14 protein-coding genes and 1 tRNA gene are annotated in these 17,223 nt (G+C 38.2%); 11 read left to right on the top strand and 4 right to left on the bottom strand.

The features are described 5' to 3' along the window. Positions 1-338 precede the first annotated feature (338 nt). A complete protein-coding gene (locus tag FC27_RS04325; RefSeq protein ID WP_010625325.1) occupies positions 339-1,733 on the bottom strand; it encodes an FAD-binding oxidoreductase in 1,395 nt (464 codons plus the stop codon). Between the two features lie 330 nt (positions 1,734-2,063). Next, positions 2,064-3,107 carry an alcohol dehydrogenase catalytic domain-containing protein gene (locus FC27_RS04330; RefSeq protein ID WP_010625324.1) on the bottom strand — a complete coding sequence of 348 codons (1,044 nt, stop codon included), beginning with the start codon at positions 3,105-3,107 and terminating at the stop codon, positions 2,064-2,066. Positions 3,108-3,425: 318 nt separating this feature from the next. Here FC27_RS04330 and FC27_RS04335 point away from each other — a divergent pair, with 318 nt between their 5' ends. Together FC27_RS04335 and FC27_RS04340 are read left to right on the top strand one after the other, a co-directional pair. Then, positions 3,426-3,920, top strand: a complete 495-nt coding sequence (locus FC27_RS04335) for a hypothetical protein (protein ID WP_010625323.1) — start codon at positions 3,426-3,428, stop codon at positions 3,918-3,920. A 9-nt stretch (positions 3,921-3,929) separates the two neighbouring features. Continuing rightward, positions 3,930-5,252 (top strand): glycosyltransferase family 2 protein, encoded by a 1,323-nt coding sequence (locus FC27_RS04340; protein WP_010625322.1) that lies wholly within the window; start codon positions 3,930-3,932, stop codon positions 5,250-5,252. A 263-nt stretch (positions 5,253-5,515) separates the two neighbouring features. On the opposite strand, the gene FC27_RS04345 is transcribed toward FC27_RS04340, so the two are convergent. Continuing rightward, positions 5,516-5,588, bottom strand: a tRNA-Lys gene (locus FC27_RS04345). Positions 5,589-5,758: 170 nt separating this feature from the next. Here FC27_RS04345 and yycF point away from each other — a divergent pair. The 9 genes from yycF (at position 5,759) to FC27_RS11995 (ending at position 15,615) form a co-directional block, all read left to right on the top strand. After that, complete coding sequence (gene yycF, locus FC27_RS04350) at positions 5,759-6,469, top strand: response regulator YycF (RefSeq protein ID WP_010625321.1); 711 nt, start codon at positions 5,759-5,761, stop codon at positions 6,467-6,469. 194 nt (positions 6,470-6,663) lie between these two features. Next, positions 6,664-8,562 (top strand): cell wall metabolism sensor histidine kinase WalK, encoded by a 1,899-nt coding sequence (walK, locus tag FC27_RS04355; protein WP_010625320.1) that lies wholly within the window; start codon positions 6,664-6,666, stop codon positions 8,560-8,562. Continuing rightward, positions 8,552-9,952 (top strand): YycH family regulatory protein, encoded by a 1,401-nt coding sequence (locus tag FC27_RS04360; RefSeq protein WP_010625319.1) that lies wholly within the window; start codon positions 8,552-8,554, stop codon positions 9,950-9,952. The genes walK and FC27_RS04360 overlap by 11 nt, the downstream gene beginning before the upstream one ends. 3 nt (positions 9,953-9,955) lie before the next feature. Next, positions 9,956-10,771, top strand: a complete 816-nt coding sequence (locus FC27_RS04365; RefSeq protein WP_010625318.1) for a two-component system regulatory protein YycI — start codon at positions 9,956-9,958, stop codon at positions 10,769-10,771. Next, on the top strand, positions 10,764-11,567 hold the full coding sequence (locus FC27_RS04370) for an MBL fold metallo-hydrolase (protein ID WP_010625317.1): 804 nt from the start codon (positions 10,764-10,766) through the stop codon (positions 11,565-11,567). The genes FC27_RS04365 and FC27_RS04370 overlap by 8 nt, the downstream gene beginning before the upstream one ends. A gap of 148 nt (positions 11,568-11,715) precedes the next feature. Next, positions 11,716-13,116, top strand: coding sequence for a S1C family serine protease (locus tag FC27_RS04375; RefSeq protein ID WP_010625316.1), 1,401 nt, complete (start codon positions 11,716-11,718; stop codon positions 13,114-13,116). A gap of 382 nt (positions 13,117-13,498) precedes the next feature. Continuing rightward, positions 13,499-13,978: a 23S rRNA (pseudouridine(1915)-N(3))-methyltransferase RlmH gene (gene rlmH, locus FC27_RS04380; RefSeq protein WP_010625315.1), complete on the top strand. Its 480-nt coding sequence runs from the start codon at positions 13,499-13,501 to the stop codon at positions 13,976-13,978. A 9-nt stretch (positions 13,979-13,987) separates the two neighbouring features. After that, positions 13,988-14,530: a TetR/AcrR family transcriptional regulator gene (locus FC27_RS04385; protein ID WP_010625314.1), complete on the top strand. Its 543-nt coding sequence runs from the start codon at positions 13,988-13,990 to the stop codon at positions 14,528-14,530. Positions 14,531-14,772: 242 nt separating this feature from the next. Continuing rightward, positions 14,773-15,615: a DUF5692 family protein gene (locus FC27_RS11995; protein ID WP_235699667.1), complete on the top strand. Its 843-nt coding sequence runs from the start codon at positions 14,773-14,775 to the stop codon at positions 15,613-15,615. A gap of 93 nt (positions 15,616-15,708) precedes the next feature. On the opposite strand, the gene FC27_RS04395 is transcribed toward FC27_RS11995, so the two are convergent. Further along, positions 15,709-17,028 (bottom strand): APC family permease, encoded by a 1,320-nt coding sequence (locus FC27_RS04395; RefSeq protein WP_010625311.1) that lies wholly within the window; start codon positions 17,026-17,028, stop codon positions 15,709-15,711. Positions 17,029-17,223: the final 195 nt, after the last annotated feature.

Consider the following 17,223-nt stretch of genomic DNA (forward strand, 5'->3'; position numbering starts at 1 on the left):
ATTTGACTTAGAGCCTTTTTTTCTTGGGTGACTGCCCTGTTTTTTTGTTTTTGAATTAAGTTAAATGATATTGGCGTGGTACTTATTTTCTATTGCAACTGAGAATTTTACTTCTTTTTTTGAAGCCTGTTATTGAAATTCGTTTGGTTCAGTTCAGTTTTAATGGTGGCTTTTGTAGTTGCGTGTGAAGAATGCGCGTCCTACTTTTATAGTGGAAACGTGCAAGAATAGGCAGTTTGCGAGCATTAACCTGAAATTAGCCCTTATTCCAAAATCGGGAATAAGTTCCGATTTCCTGTTAATGCTCGCAAACTAACCGCCTATTCTTGCAGTCTTGTTTAATTTATTTTCCGTTTTGGATTGAGGATATTCATTGGGTCGAAGAGGTCTTTGATTTGGTGCTGGATTTGTTCGACGTCTTCTCCTAATTCTGCGTTGTTCCACTGATTTTTCATCATGCCGACGGCGTGTTCTCCTGAAATTGTTCCGCCTAACTCTAATGCTTTCTTGAACATTTTTTGTAAGGCAATAATAACGTTCTCAGGTACTTCGGTATCTTCATCTGGCCAGATGATTGATGGATGAACGTTGCCATCACCAGCGTGTCCGGCTGTGAAAATTTTGAGATCTAGTTCTTGACCTAGTTTTTGGATGTAATCCATCAATGGTGCAAGTTGGGATAGTGGGACTGCCATATCTTCCATGATATGATTTTTTCCAGTAAAGATGGCTGGCAACATATCCTGACGAAGTTTCTCGAGTTGTGCTTGCTCAGACACTACAGCAGTTACCTGAACATGAGAGGCGTTGTGAACGGCCAATAATTTATTAACGATGTCCATACTTTCCTTCGTGCCATTGTCCATTTTAAAAATTAGCATGGCACCGTTATCGTTGGCATAGTTGGTACCTTCATATTTGTCTAAAGCTTCAACAGTGTTGGCGTCTAAGGCTTCAAGCATAGTGGGATAAACTCCGGATAGGCGGATTGCGGTAACTGCTTTAGATAATTCGCTCATATTTTCAAAGAAAGCTAAGCCCATGGCTGGTGTGCCCAAAGGAATCGGCATTAATTTGACTGTTATTTCGGTCACGATACCTAAGGTCCCTTCAGAGCCAACAAATAGTTGTGTTAGGTCATATCCAAAGGCTTGTTTGATGGTCCGACCACCGAGCTTGATTTCTCGACCGTCGGCTAGGACGACTTTTAAACCGAGAACGTTGTCTTTTGTTGCACCATATTTAACAGTACTCATACCACCGGCGTTAGTCGATACATTGCCACCAATACCAGAGAGAAGCTTGGAAGCAGGATCTGGAGCATAGAAAAAGCCTTGTTTTCTAGCAGCCTTATCTAGGTCACCATTGATTACACCAGGTTCAACCACGGCTACTGAATCAGCTGGGCTGATTTCTTTGATGTGATTCATCTTGGCGGTTGAGAGAATAAATCCGCCGGCAATACCGTCAGATCCAATCACGGTACTTGTTGCTTGATCTTGTGGGATGACTGCGATGTGGAACTTGCGAGCGGTTTTTAAAGTTCCTTGAATATCTTTGATCGAGGCAGCTTCAATTACTGCTAAAGCCAGACCACTATCGTCATCAGTCATGTTTTTGCTGAAAGAAAATTTATTTAAATTAGTTGGATCAGTCAAAATTTGACCATCAGTAACATTTTTTTGTAGATCATCTAAAACGTCTTGATCTGAAAAAGCTCTAAATACTGTCATTTGCGTATCCTTCTTTATTAATAAAATTGTCTACGATTATATTAAGGTTAATAAAATAATTAATAAAGAAATCTTTCTCGAAAAAAAACAATCAGTTCAAAATGAACTGATTGCGATTGATTTTTGTAGTTAATGAATGATTATCGTAACTAAGATCGAAAATATTGAAACAATTAGTAAAAATAGATTCGTTGAATAGTGCGGGTGCGGGTGACTTTTCATCTAATCTCTCCAATTTATTTATTTTCATTCTATCAGAATTATATCTGAATTTTCCTAATTATGATATCCAATATTTATAATTCATATTTAATTTTTTTGTATTAGAAATCATTCAGAAACAACGACCATTGATTTGATAACTTTTCTGTCCACCATTTCTTGGTAGGCGTCATTGATTTGATCAAGGGTGAAATTCTTTGTGAAGACTAGTCCGGGATTGATCTTGCCATCAAGAACTGACTTTAATAATAATTGTTTGTCATAAGTAGTTACTGAAGCAGGACCCCCAGCCAAAATAATGTTGCTTTGGAATGAGGCAGCAACATCCTGTTTAGCATCTTGAGGTAGACCAACTCGACCAACAACTGAACCTGGACGGCCAACTTGCAAGGCAGTTTGGACTGATAATTCCGTACCAACACACTCAAGTACTGCATCAGCACCTGTACCATTTGTTAAGGCTAACATCTTCTTAACGCCGTCTTCTCCACGATCAACTACATTGTCAGTTGCACCAAAAGCTACAGCTAATTTCTGACGATCCTCGTGACGACTAGTTGAGATGATCTTTTTAGCTCCTAATAATTTTGCTGAGATGATTCCACATAGACCAACTGCACCGTCACCCATAACGATGACAGTATCGCCAGTTTTAACGTTGGCAACGCGAGCAGCATGGAATCCGGTAGCCATAACGTCAGCTAGGGTAAATAGTGATTTAAGCATTCCCTCACTGTAATCACTAGGTTGACCTGGGATCTTAACTAGAGCCCATTGACCATGTTGGAAACGGATATATTCAGCTTGATTACCATCACTAAAGTTATCAGAGTGAGATTGGCAGTCACCGTCAAATCCAGCTAGGCAGGCAGGACAATGTCCGCATCCATGGGTGAATGGAGCAATCACAAAGTCTCCTGGCTTAACAGTCGTGATATCAGAGCCGACTTCCTCGACGATTCCAATTGCTTCATGACCATTATTGGTCGAATTTGCTTCTTTATCATTTAACCCTCGATAGGCCCACAGGTCTGAACCACAAACACAGGCGCGAACGACACGGATGATAACGTCATCTGAAACTTGAATAGTTGGTTTTTCGACGTCCTTGATCGTCATTTGGCCAGCCTTTTCAAAAATAGCTGATTTCATGTGTATTTCCTCTTTTCGTTTGATATCACTTAAATTATAACTACAAATATTGTGGCGGTGCGATAAAAATCATCGATCATGCTAATGAAAAATATTTTCGTACTAATGATAAGTAATTATTTTTACGTTTTTATATAACAATAATCTTATGAAAATTTGGGTTGAAAATCTCTTTTATTAGCGTTGTAATATATGCGTACAACGCAACAAGTCCCGTGGGAATGGATTTTACAATAAATATATTTATTACACGATACAATGATTTATTAGAATTTACTTATCAAAGTATTTCAAAATTAAGATTTGTAGGAGAGGAAAATGCGTGCAAAATGGTCAAAGCGTGAACTGTATGAAGATAAGTATTTTAATCCAGGAAATGGCTTTTTAAAATTTAAAGAATTGATGATCACTATTGCTGGATGGATTTTTGTTTTAAGCTTAATGACTTTTGTTTTGATTTCAATTGGTTCCAATAATATTCCAAGTTTGATTCCGCATTCTAAAGGCTTGTATGCGGTCAACCACCTTGCCATAATCTTGATTTCATTATCAATTATTTCATTTTTGATCTGTATATTTTTGACAATCATGAACAATTACCGCAACAACAGTTTCTTTGATACAAATAGTGTTTTAGAGGTCGATCGCCAGAAGAAACGCGAGAAGATTTACGAAAAATTCGTCACGAAGCGTTTTGGTAATCAGGAGTATCGACAAAATATCAAAATTTGTAATATTAAACCTGAACAAAATTTGCCAGTCGATTGTTACCTGAATTTATACAATCAAAATGATTTAAATGATGTGGATTAGGAGAGGGTCATGAATAATTTGTTGGATATTCAATATTGGTTGAAATTTCTGCGAGCTATATTTGATTTAGCATTATTTATTTTAAGTATTTATCCGATTCTAGGCTCATTTTTCTGGCTTTCAGGATCAATTTGCTATCGGTTCTTGAAAAAGAATTTGCATGATTACGATTGGGATATTATCCCTAAGTCTAAGCAGCCGTTCATCACCATTATGGTCCCAGTTCATAATGAACAGTTGGTTCTCGAAGGGACGATTGATTATTTATACAATAATCTAAATTATTCAAACTACGAGATCTTAGCTGTCAATGATGGTTCAACTGACGATTCTCAGAAGATCTTGAATCGCTTAGTTAAAATATATCCGAATCTTCGGGTGATCAATGTTAAGAAAAACTGTGGTAAGGCGCATGCTTTTAATGTGGGAATGAATTTTGCACGTGGGGAATATATCTTAAGTAACGATGCTGATACGATTCCTGAGCCGAATGCATTGATGAAATATATGAATTACTTCAGTCAAAACAATCCTAATATCTGTGCCGTCACTGCAAATGCAGATGTAAGAAATCGAAGTTCTCTATTAGGAAAGTCGCAGACAATCGAGTTCTCGAGTATTATCGGAATCATCAAGCGGAGTCAATCAGCTATTTATGACTCGCTTTATGCCTATAGTGGTGCCAATACGATGTATAAAAAAGGATTTCTGATTGCGGTTGGTGGATTTAGACAGAATCGAGTCACTGAAGATATCAGTATTGCCTGGGATCATAGTTCAGTTGGTGGTATTCCTACGTTTGCACCAAATATTATTTCGCATTTGATTGTTCCTAATAACTTCAGGGATCTATACAAGCAACGGAAACGTTGGGCTCAAGGTGGGACCGAAGTATGGTTCTCAAATATCAAGAAGGTTGTTTTGCATCCTTTGAAACGCTATACCTTATTACCATTATTGGCTGATGCTTCATTTTCAATTTTATGGTCTTTCTTTTTTGTGATCACGACCTTTTTCTTTTGGTTGATGGTCGTAGTTTCATTGATCACGGCTAACTACCCAGCGGTCAACATGTATTTCTTTCAAGCAATCGTCTCGATCTCGTTTGAGTTGATTGCTGGTGTCATCCAATTGAGTGCTGCCTTGGTCATTGATAGTCGAGTTCAAAAGATGCGTTATTTTGCCTTTGCTCCACTTTACATTCTATTTTATTGGATCGTTGGTCCGATAACTGTAGTTCATACATTCATCCCAGCCATCAAGTCAGTTTTGGGATCAGGTAGTGGTATTTGGGTCAGTCCCCAAAGAAAGAAAGCGGATTTGGAAGATTAATATTAGAACAGTAAAAAAGTAGTAGAAAATTAACTTTCTACTACTTTTTTGTTACTTATCTTAAAATTCAAAAAACATATTTATTTTCTCCACCTTGGAAATGTGCTATTGTTGGTACCTGCATTTGCTCAATGAAAATTTCAATTTGTTAAAGCAAGTTTAAATTTGAGTTACGGATTGTTCATAACCATTCAAATAAGACTACAATAATTTTAAGCACAAAAAAACCGATGACCTAAATCATCGGTTAAGCGTTTATCTGATGGGTGGTCAGGGGATCGAACCCTGGACCCACGGATTAAGAGTCCGTTGCTCTGCCAGCTGAGCTAACCACCCAAGTTGTGATGTGACTTCGTAATCAATCAACGAGATATATAGTACCATAGAACGCAAATCGTGAGCAAGACTTTTTTTACGCAAATTGAAATTTTTTAAGATTAAATTTAGTTGGTTTTGTTTTACTATTACAAAGCTAGTATAATTACTTAAGTCAAGGAGAGGTAAATATGGCTAAAAAGATTCTAGTAGTGGACGATGAAAAACCTATTTCAGATATTGTTAAATACAATTTAGAAAATGAGGGGTACGAAGTTGTTACAGCTTTTGATGGCCAAGAGGCCCTTGATAAAGTTGATTCTGAAGATCCCGATTTGATTTTACTTGATTTGATGTTACCAGTGATCGATGGATTGGAAGTTGCCAGAACAGTTAGAAAAACTAAAGATACGCCAATTATCATGTTGACGGCTAAAGATACTGAGATCGATAAAGTTATTGGTCTTGAATTAGGCGCTGATGATTATGTCACAAAACCTTTCTCTAATCGTGAGTTAGTTGCCCGTGTAAAGGCACGTTTAAGAACTCAACGAGAAACTCCATCCGAAGAAAGTAAAAACAGTGAGATAAAGATCGGTGATCTAACGATTTTGCCTGAGGCATACACTGTTACTAAAAATGGCAAGGGAATCGAATTGACTCACCGTGAATTCGAACTATTATATTACCTTGCTCAACATATCGGTCAAGTTATGAAACGTGAACATTTGCTGCAAACTGTTTGGGGCTATGATTACTTTGGGGATGTCAGAACTGTTGATGTTACCGTTAGACGTTTACGTGAAAAAATTGAAAATAATCCGAGTCAACCAGAATGGTTAATGACTAGACGTGGTGTTGGTTATTACCTAAGGAACCCTGACTCAGATAGTAATTTATAAACAATATACAAATAATAGGTAGTTTTAATTAATCAATCGGATCATCTCAATTTTTTGAGAGTCCGATTTTTTGTTACAATTAGGGGCGTTAAAAGTATAATAGGAATTAGTTTGTATCATTGTAAATGAAAAACATTTAATGAAAGGTTGAAAACTTGATTTTAAGGGAGTTTTCGACTTTAGGTGGAAGCAATTTGAAAAGACGATTAGCTTTTTTACATTCAATCAATTTTAAAATTGGATTGTCATTTATTTTGATCTTGATTTTTACGATCGAGATCATTGGGGCATACTTCGTTCGTCAATTGGAGCAACAAAATATTGCTCAATTCGAAGATTCAGTTAGTGTCAAAGTTTATGTGCTCAATCAAATATCAGAAAACTTAACTGATAACGATTCGCATACTCGGGCAAATATCAATAATACGATCCAAGATTTCTCGCGGAACAACTCAGATATTACTGATATTCAAGTTATCGACCGTAATGGTATCGTGGTCGGTACTAAAGATGCTGATAAGGCGTCTTTGATTGGTCGAAAAACTTTGAAAGACCAAGTTCGACGAAGTATCAATAACAATAAAAAAATCACCCAGATTTATTACGATAAATCTTTAGGGAGTTCGTATGAATCAATAACACCGGTCTCGTCACCGGATAATAGTAATGTTGTCGGGGCTATCTATGTTCGAGCCAGCATGGAGTCTGTTTATACTGGTATCAATAATATTATCGTTATCTTCCTGACGGCCTCACTTGTGGCGGGACTTCTAGGTGCTATCATTGCGATTTTTATTTCTCGAGCGATCACGCGACCGATCGGTGAAATGAAGCAGCAGGCTGTACGAATGGCTGAAGGTGACTACTCTGGACAAGTTAGAGTTTATTCTCCTGATGAGTTGGGGCAGTTAGCAATGGCTGTCAATGATCTGTCAGTCAGGGTTGAAGAGGCGACGGAGAACTCGGAGTCTGAGCGAAGGCGACTCGATAGCGTACTGACGCAAATGTCTGACGGTGTTATTGCTACCAATCGACTCGGGAATATTACTGTCATTAATGAAATGGCACGCGAATTCCTAAATAAGACTGAGGATGAAGCAAATGGTGCTCAGCTGGTCGATGTACTCGGGATTGCTGATAATGTCAGCTTTGATGAATTGTTGGAGAGCCCTGAACCGATGATCATCGAAACAACGGACTTTATGGACGATGACCTTGAAGAAGGCGACGATAACTCACTGATCTTGAATGCAGACTTTTCTTTGATCCAAAGAAATAGTGGCTTCATCAGTGGTATGGTCTGCGTTCTACACGATGTTACTGAACAACAAAAGATCGATGCTGAACGTCGCCAATTCGTTTCCAACGTTTCGCATGAATTGCGGACTCCATTGACTAGTATCAGTAGTTATATTGATGCCTTGAATAATGGTGCTTGGAAAGATCAAAAATTAGCACCACAATTTTTGAATGTCACTGCTGAAGAAACTGATCGAATGATCAGAATGATCCAAGATTTACTCAACTTATCGAGAATGGATCAAGGGCGTTCGAAGTTAGAGAAAGAATTAGTCAACTTTAACGAATTCTTTGCCTATATCCTCGATCGATTCGACATGATGTTGAAAAAGGAAAAAGCTGACGCTAAAGACACCGATGGAAAAGTTGTTAAAAACTATCGGATCAAGCGGATCTTTACTCAAAAAGATCTCTGGGTCGAGATCGATACCGATAAGATGACTCAAGTGATCGATAACATCGTCAATAATGCCATCAAGTATTCACCTGATGGTGGTGTGATAACTTGTCGCTTGTTAGAGACCAATAAACATATTATTATTAGTATCTCTGATGAAGGATTAGGTATCCCCAGAAAAGATATCAAGAAAGTCTTTGACCGATTCTACCGGGTTGATAAAGCTCGTTCCAGAAAACAAGGTGGTACAGGTCTAGGGTTATCTATTTCTAAAGAGATCGTTGAGCAACATAAAGGTAGGATCTGGGTAAACAGTGCTGAAGGTCGTGGCTCGACTTTCTACATTTCCTTACCATTTGATCCAAACGAAACAGGAGGAGAATGGGATGAAATTTAGTCGACTAGTTGTTCAAATACTCTTAGTCGTTGCAGTCGTCACGAGTTTTATTTTGTCCTTCTTCATCTGGACTAACACCGCTCGCTATCAACGTGGGCGGAACATCGACGTTTCGACTAGTGACGTTGATAAGAATAAGACGCCGATCAACCAGATCATCAGTCCTACACAAGTGATTTGGCAAGATGGCAAAGAACAGCGTTTGATCTATAACAACAAAGATAATATCTCCGTAAGTATGCAAAAAATCATCAAAAACTGGAAGGTTGGTGCTTTCAGCCAGGAGTTCTCTAAAGATGGTGCCAAGTATCAAAAAATGATCCAGCGTAAAAATATGATCCAATTAGTATATCCAACGAATATCTCGATCCGGACATTGGGATATTTGATGAATAATACTACTTTACAAAAAGCGACTGATCACCAGTTCAACCGGATATTGTTTTCTGTAAATGATAAAGATGATGACAATATCTACTTGGCCAACGACAAGACTTATACAGTCTACAAGGCATCGGTCAAGGATGCTTCATCCAAACCAATTATTAAGCTGGCGAAGAAAGCCAACATTGACCTGAAGATCAAGTTAAACTTGATGAAGCACGGTGTAGTCACTTTTTACACTGAACCAGTCACGCTGAAAAGCTACTCATATGTATTGAGCACCAAGGCTGATTCGGAATATACTACTAATTTATTTGATTCCAATACTGACGATATCAACAGCAGTACCAATGGCAATGTCTACACTTATAATGTTGGCGAGTCCAAGCGGCTAGTTTCCGACCATGAGAAAAATGAACTGACTTTCTCGGATTATACTGATACGTCGGTCCCTAAAGACATGTTGTCATTCTTCCAAAGAGGATATAAGCAGGCAACTAATATTCAGAATTCAGTTTCGAATTTGCGGTTGTATGAAGCTAGCTGGAAGAATAAATCTCTAGTTTATCGTGAGTATGTTGAAGGGTTCCCGATTTTCAAGAAGAGTGAATTTGGCTCGATCAAGATCTCCTTCAGCCGTAACGGCTCGACCGAATCCTTCTTGAGCAAGGTCTTAGAGGTTCCGGTGCCATCTGATATGAGAAATGCTACTTTGAAACCAACGACTGAGATCGTCAAGGAATTGAATAACATCGGCTATTCACCTAGTGAGATCCAAAAATTGGAAGTTGGATATCAATGGACGAATGAAGAGGATAACTCAGATGTGATCGACCTTGAACCAACTTACTATATCAAGATCGATGATCACTGGCGCTCATTTGAAAGCTGGAGCAATATGTCAGCTGAAACGAGCTCGTCGCAAAATAATTCGAGCTCTTCCAGTTCATCAACTAGCCAATCTAGTAACTACGCAACGCAAAGTTCATCTTCAGAGGGGGAATAATAAATGGATTTTAGAAGAATTGAAATTATCTTCCTAGTGGTCTTCTTGTCACTAGACGTCTTTTTATTGGTTTCCTTTCATAATAGTCAGGAAGTTATTTCTAACTCAACTTCCGGCGTAAGTTCAACTTTGTCAGATATGAAGAAACGTAATATCTCGTTTGGTAAATTGGACAAGAAGACGGGGACAGCGTATTATTTAGGCTCGTCACCGGATAATACTTTGATCAGTAATGCTTCAAAATTACGTCATCAAGAATATGAATATAACCAAACTTCATATAAGTTGATCAGTAACCTGGGCGAACCTATCAAAGTTACTTCCAGTAATCGAAAAGATAAATTGGACGATTTCCTGAAGAAGGAATCTAATATTTTATTTGGTTCTGAATATTCTTATGCTCCACAACTTTCGACAAGTACGGAAGTCGTTTATGCAGAAACTGGTCCGTTGGGACCAATGTATGATAAAACAGGTCAGATTGTTTTTACTGTTACTGATGGTAAAGTAGTCAGCTATACGCAAACTTACATGAAGCAACTTGATATCTTGCAAGAAAAGCAAGCTACTAAGAGTGAGCGTGATGTGATAACTGATCTGTATTCAAGTTCAGAGATACCAAACAATTCCAAAATCACTTATGCGAATTTGGCCTATACTAAACTCTTGGAAGCTAAAGGTAGTACAATTTATATACCAGTATGGTTTATTAGTATTCACAATAAAGACAGCAAAGTAGATACAGTTAAAAAGGTCAATGCCTTCACTGGTAATTTACTTAAAACCTCATCTAATGGAGACGAATATAGTAATGAGTGAAGATAGTTTAAAAGTCAGTGTTTTGGCAAGTAGCAGTTCAGGCAATGTTACTTATATCGAGACACCAGAGCATCATGTCCTTGTCGATGCAGGAATGTCAGGTAAAAAAATCAAAGAATCATTGGAGAGTATTGGCAAAGATATCAATACGATCGATTCATTGTTCGTAACCCATGAACATACTGACCATTGTAAAGGTGTCGGCATTTTAGCACGTCGTTACGGATTAAATGTTTATGCCAATGAAAAAACATGGGCAGCAATGGCTCATAAGATTGGTAAAGTACCAGATGATCAGATCAATATTTTCCAACATAATAAAGTCCTTTCGTTGGATGATCTAGATATTGAAAGCTTTGCCGTGTCGCACGACGCAGCGGACCCACAATTTTACAAGTTTCATCACAATGGCAAAGATTTCGTTATTTTGACCGATACAGGTTATGTTTCTGACCGAGTTGAACAAACAATCAAAAATGCCGATGGCTATCTATTTGAATGTAACCACGACACAGAAATGTTACGGAATGGTTTCTATCCTTGGCCACTCAAACAACGTATTTTGAGTGAAAAAGGTCATCTTTCCAATGAAGATGGCGCACATGCTTTGATGGATGTCTTAGGCAACCGGACTAAGCAAATTTATCTAGGGCACTTGAGTCCAGAGAACAACACTAAGACCGTCGCCCATACCGCTGTTGAAAACATTCTCGAGAATCACGATTTTGGAGTCGGTGATGATTTCTTGATTCATGACACTGATCCCCAAGTTGCGGACCCATTGATTTCGCTGTAAAGTAAAGTTAAATAGTTTTATAAAAGGTGATTTTTGCAACGCAAATTTTGCCTTTTTATTTTAAGAAAATATCGAACAAGTTTCACAGTTTTTTCAAAGTTTATTTGTAAGATGGAATTACAATACTAATGGGAAGTGAGCATTGGTTATGGATGAAAACAATAATAATCAACAAAAAAAGCGTAAGGAGAAAAAATCTCCTCGGCGCTCATTGTGGAAAACGGCAATAGTTGCCTTTGTTTCAGCTATTTTAGGTGTCGGGATCGCATATGCTGGTTTTACGCATATGGGCAGCACGGTTCCTGATACGGCTTCAAAGAGTGGCCCGGGTACGACTGAAGTAAGCAATTCAAAGGTCAATACTTCAAGTACGATGTCGAAGGCTTATAACAAGGTCGATAATTCGGTCGTGTCAGTTGTCAACTTGCAAAAACAAAAGCAAAGTTCTTCTGATGGTGATTTGTCTTCTATTTTCGGTGATTTGTTCGGCGACAGTGGTTCAAGTTCCGATGGATCTAGTTCTGACGGATCTAGCTCTGATGGTTCAAATGATTCACAAGGTACCGACGGTACTGGTGGTGCTACTGATGGTTCAGATTCCAATGGTTCTAGTTCGTCTGGTTCCTCGTCATCATCCTCAAATAACAGTAATTTGGAAGAGTACAGTGAAGGTTCTGGTGTCATCTATGCTAAACAGAATGGCAAAGGTTATATCGTAACTAATAATCACGTTGTTTCTGGTTCTGATTCACTTGAGATCATCTTAAAAGATGGTACTAAGTTGACTGGTAAATTGGTCGGTAGCGATGCTACAACTGATTTGGCTGTGATCGAGATTGATGGAAACAAAGTTCCTGCTACCGCAACATTCGGTAATTCTGATAATCTAACACCTGGTGATTCAGTGATTGCTATTGGTTCTCCACTTGGTAGTCAATATGCAACGTCAGTAACACAAGGTATTATCTCTGCTACAAATAGAACAGTTGAAACTCAAGACCAAACAACTGCCCAGACGACTGGTGAAGCTACAGTCTTACAGACTGATGCAGCTATCAACCCTGGTAATTCTGGTGGTCCACTAGTTGATTCAGCAGGCCAAGTCATCGGTATCAACTCGATGAAATTGGCATCAAATACCGATGGTACTTCAGTTGAAGGTATGGGATTCGCTATTCCAAGTAATGAAGTTGTTAGAATTATCAATGAATTAGTCAAGAATGGTAAAGTATCTCGTCCGTCCCTAGGGATCAAAGTTTTGGATCTTAATCAAGTTTCCGATGAATCACAAAAAACTTTGAAATTACCTGATAAGGTCACTCAAGGTGTAGTCGTTTATAGTGCTGAAAGTGGTTCAGTTGCTAAAAAGGCTGGATTACAAAAAAATGACGTTATCGTCAAACTTGATAACAAGAAGGTAAGTTCGGTTGCTGACTTACATAACGCTCTGTACTCGCATTCAGTAGGCGATACGGCAACGTTGCAATATTACCGTAATGGTAAATTACAAAGTACGAAAGTACATTTAACACAAAAAACAACTGAATAATTTAGCTACGTGAAACTGTTGCATAACAGTTTCATGTTTTTTTTTGAACAATTAAGTCTGATTTAAGTATAAATTTTCGGATTTTCAAGAAGTGAATTAAAAGCAATTATCAACAGCTGTGTATAACTTGTGGATAAGTGGATAAATTAACGAAAGACCGCTGTAGAAAAAGTTATCCACAATTAACAAGTCAACTGTTGATAACTTTTTGACTAATAAAAACAATCGATTACAAACACCAATATATCAAGGGTTTGAATGTTACACAGAAATACACAAACTTTTTTTAAGGGTGTGGATAAGTTGATAATTAAAATTTTCGTCTTTTCTTGATTTGGAATACGGTGGATAGTTCTATATCATAAGAATGAAGGAGTAGATTATGAACATTAAATTTGTCACAGTTGGTAAGTTAAAAGAGAAATATTTAAAGGCTGGCATTGCCGAGTACGCTAAGCGCTTGGGTGCTTTTTGTAAATTCCAGATCATCGAATGTCCAGATGAAAAAGCCCCAGAAAATTTGTCAGAGGCTCAAGATCAGCATGTTAAAGAAGTTGAAGGAGAAAGGATCCTCGACAAGATCAAGGATAAGGAATACGTCATCTTACTAGATTTGAAGGGGAAAGAACTGACCTCAGAAGAATTAGCCAAAAAGATCGACGACTTATCCACCTATGGAACTAGCGATATCACTTTAGTAATTGGAGGATCGCTAGGTGTTAGTCCTGAAGTAAAAAAAAGAGCCGACTACAGTATTTGCTTTGGCAAGTTTACCTTGCCACATCAATTAATGCGTTTGGTATTGACAGAACAGATATATCGTTCATTTATGATTATTAATCATCGTACTTACCACAAATAGGGGGTAAACATGGGAACGAAAAAACATTTAGCAGTAACATTAAAAGAATTAATGCAAACTGAACCTGTGGATAAAATTACTATCAATCAGTTGACCAGTGCTGCAAATGTGGCTCGAAATACTTTTTATTACCATTTTGAAGATATTAATAGTTTGTTGGAATATATTTATGCACAGGAGATCGTCATTCAGTTGCATGCCTATAAACAGGAACAAAATTGGCAGGATGGATTAAAAGTATTACTCGATTATATTAGTAATAATCGTAAATTCTGTTTGAATACTTTCCGTTCAGTCAATCGTGGATTATTGGAACATTTCCTCTATCGCGTTGCTTTTGATATGGTGACCGGAGTCGTTGAAGACCTACATCCGCATTGTCCAGATAAACTACATGACGAGATCGGGAACTTTTATGGACTAGCTCTCAGTAATCAGGTCATTCAGTGGCTGACGACTGATCTGCAAGAATCGAAAAATGAATTTTGCCAAAGGATGAACCGGATGCTCTGTGGATCAATCAATAATGTTGTCGAGCATAATCAGGAATAATTTGGATAAAGCCAATGTTTTGACCATATTAATATATTTATTAAGCGGTTACAATTAAGCTGTAAAAACCTAAAAAACCTTTCTGGAGGTGTTGATGATGTTCTTATTTCAAAACATTTCAGGGGCAGATTGGTTAATGTGGATCGCAGTCATTGCAGCCTTAATGCTCTTAAATGAGGCTGCCCGAGCCAATAAATGGGTCGCATTAGCTTTGTTCCTGGTTGTTCCTGGTTGTTCCGATTTTGTTGACGATCTTTGTTTGGCCCACAACCGCAGGTGCTGGAAGCAGTACGGGTACCTGGTTCCATTGGGCAAAAGTTTATTCTGCATTAGCAGGATGTTTAGGTTTCATGGCTTTAAGATTCATCAAGAAGTTGAGTACTAATAAGTGGGCCCTGTTATTCCCGCCGATTATTTTAGCTATCAATATTCTTGAGGCCGTAACCCGTGATTTCCAAGTCTACGGAATGCACGGAATGGTCGATGGAGTCTTCATGAATGGTGGTTCCTGGAATATTATGAACGGGATTGCCGGAATCATTACTATCACTGGTTGGATGGGGATCATTATTAGTCGTGATCGCCAAAAAGATATGATTTGGCCTGACCAAATTTGGCCTTGGATCATTGCTTATGATTTATGGAATTTCGCTTATGTTTACAATTGTGTTGGTGACCATTCATTCTATGCTGGAGCTGCATTATTGCTTTCCTGTACGTTTGCAGCTTTCTTCATCAAAAAAGGTTCTTGGCTACAAGCTCGTGCTCAGACTTTAGCTTTCTGGATGATGTTCACAATGAGTGTGCCTGCCTTTGTCACTAATTCACAATTTGCTGTTCAGAGTAGCCATTCAAATGCAGCCTTGTTCACAGTTAGTTTCGTGGCGTTAATAGCCAATGTGGCGGTTCTAGTACTGCATGTTTATCGGATCGTTAAGTATCGTCGCAATGCTCTGAAAGATGATATTTACGCCGGAATGAAAGCACATGATCAAGTATTAGCCGATAATGCACCAGAAGATGATTTACCAGACGATTTGAATTTGAAGGACCACGGTAATGATTCCTCAACACATACAGTTTAATAAATCAGCAATCAAATGGTGGTCACAGTGTGACCACCATTTTTTGACGAAAAAAGTCCTGATCATTTAAGATCAGGACTTTTATAGTTTTGATTAGCCATTACGTTTTTTTGCGATCCAGTAAACTGGGAGTCCTATTAAGGTAATGCCTAATCCTATTAGAGCTAAACCAGTTTGAGTGAACAAAGTTGAAACAACGATGAAAATACCACCGATGATAGCGATGATAGGTGTGACTGGATAGAATAACGTCTTATATGGACGTTTCATATCAGGTTCACGTTTTCTTAAGATAATCGTTGCAGCAAAGGTCATTGTGTAGAAGATCCAAATAACGAAGACTAACAAATCAGTTAAGGTGTTGAATCCACCAACAAAGATCATCACGATAGCAATTGCAAGCTGGACGAGGGTTGCAGCCACCGGAATTCCTTGTTTGGATAGATGAGACAATTGCTTGCTGAAAGGAATCGTCTTATCTAAGGCCATGGCGTAAGGGACACGGAGTCCGGTCATCGCATAACCATTGATCGCACCATAAACTGAAACTAAGATACCAATGGTAACTAAACGACCACCGAAGTCACCGAAGATAACTTTAGCAGCTTCCGCAGCAGTACTGTCGTTACCCATGATTTGGCCAATAGGTAAGGTCTTTAAGAAGACGAAGTTGATCAATAGGTAAATCACAGTAATACCAAGAAGACCAATGATGATAGCTTTTGGTAAATCTTCCTTAGGTTTTTTCAATTCTCCGGCGATGTTACCAACTTGGATCCAACCATCATAGGCAAACATTGTTGCTAGAAGGCCTTGTCCTAAGCCACTGAAAAAGTTGATGTTATGTCCGGCCTGGATTGGAAACAATGGTACTGGTGCGCCTTGTTTTGCAAACAAACCGAAAATGATAATTATAGCAATTGGGATCAATTTGAAAATCGTTGCGAAAGTTTGAAAATGACCGGCAGCTTTCGACCCCAATAAATTAATAAAAGTAATTGAGAATGCTACTAGAAGTGCGATTGGGATGGAATATTTCTGGTTGATATTAAATAATGAGGAAAATTGCGTACTGAAAATAATTGAGAGTGCGGCGATATTTGCCGGAAAGTAAATCACCATTTCAGCCCATCCTAGCATGAAGGACGGCGTTTTTCCGTAAGTATGGTGAATATATTCAACCATACCTCCCGTTTCAGGTATCGCTGCTGACAGTTCAGCAGTTGTTAGACCCGCACAGATCGTGACTAATCCACCAATTAGCCAGGCAAGAAGCGTCATATTTGCGGATCCAGTTACCTGAGTGACGACCGGCGTTTTGAAGAACACCCCTCCACCGATCGCGGTACCTATAACTGTTGATAAAGCAGCCCAAAAGCCGATATTCTTTTTGAGCTGTGCATCTTTTCCCATTTTTTATTCTCCTTTATTTTTATCAAAGAACATTGCTAATGTTTTCACAATCATTCTAACAAAAATCAAGATATTTAAAAGAGATAAAATCGAAAATTTTTACTTATTTATAATTTAAATTTTGAAATGACTTTTTCCCCATGAGCTTAATTCCAATGATACCAGGCAATTTTGACATAATTCATGCCAAAAATA

The sequence above is a fragment of the Companilactobacillus versmoldensis DSM 14857 = KCTC 3814 genome, from assembly GCF_001434295.1.
GTDB classification, from domain to species: Bacteria; Bacillota; Bacilli; order Lactobacillales; family Lactobacillaceae; genus Companilactobacillus; species Companilactobacillus versmoldensis.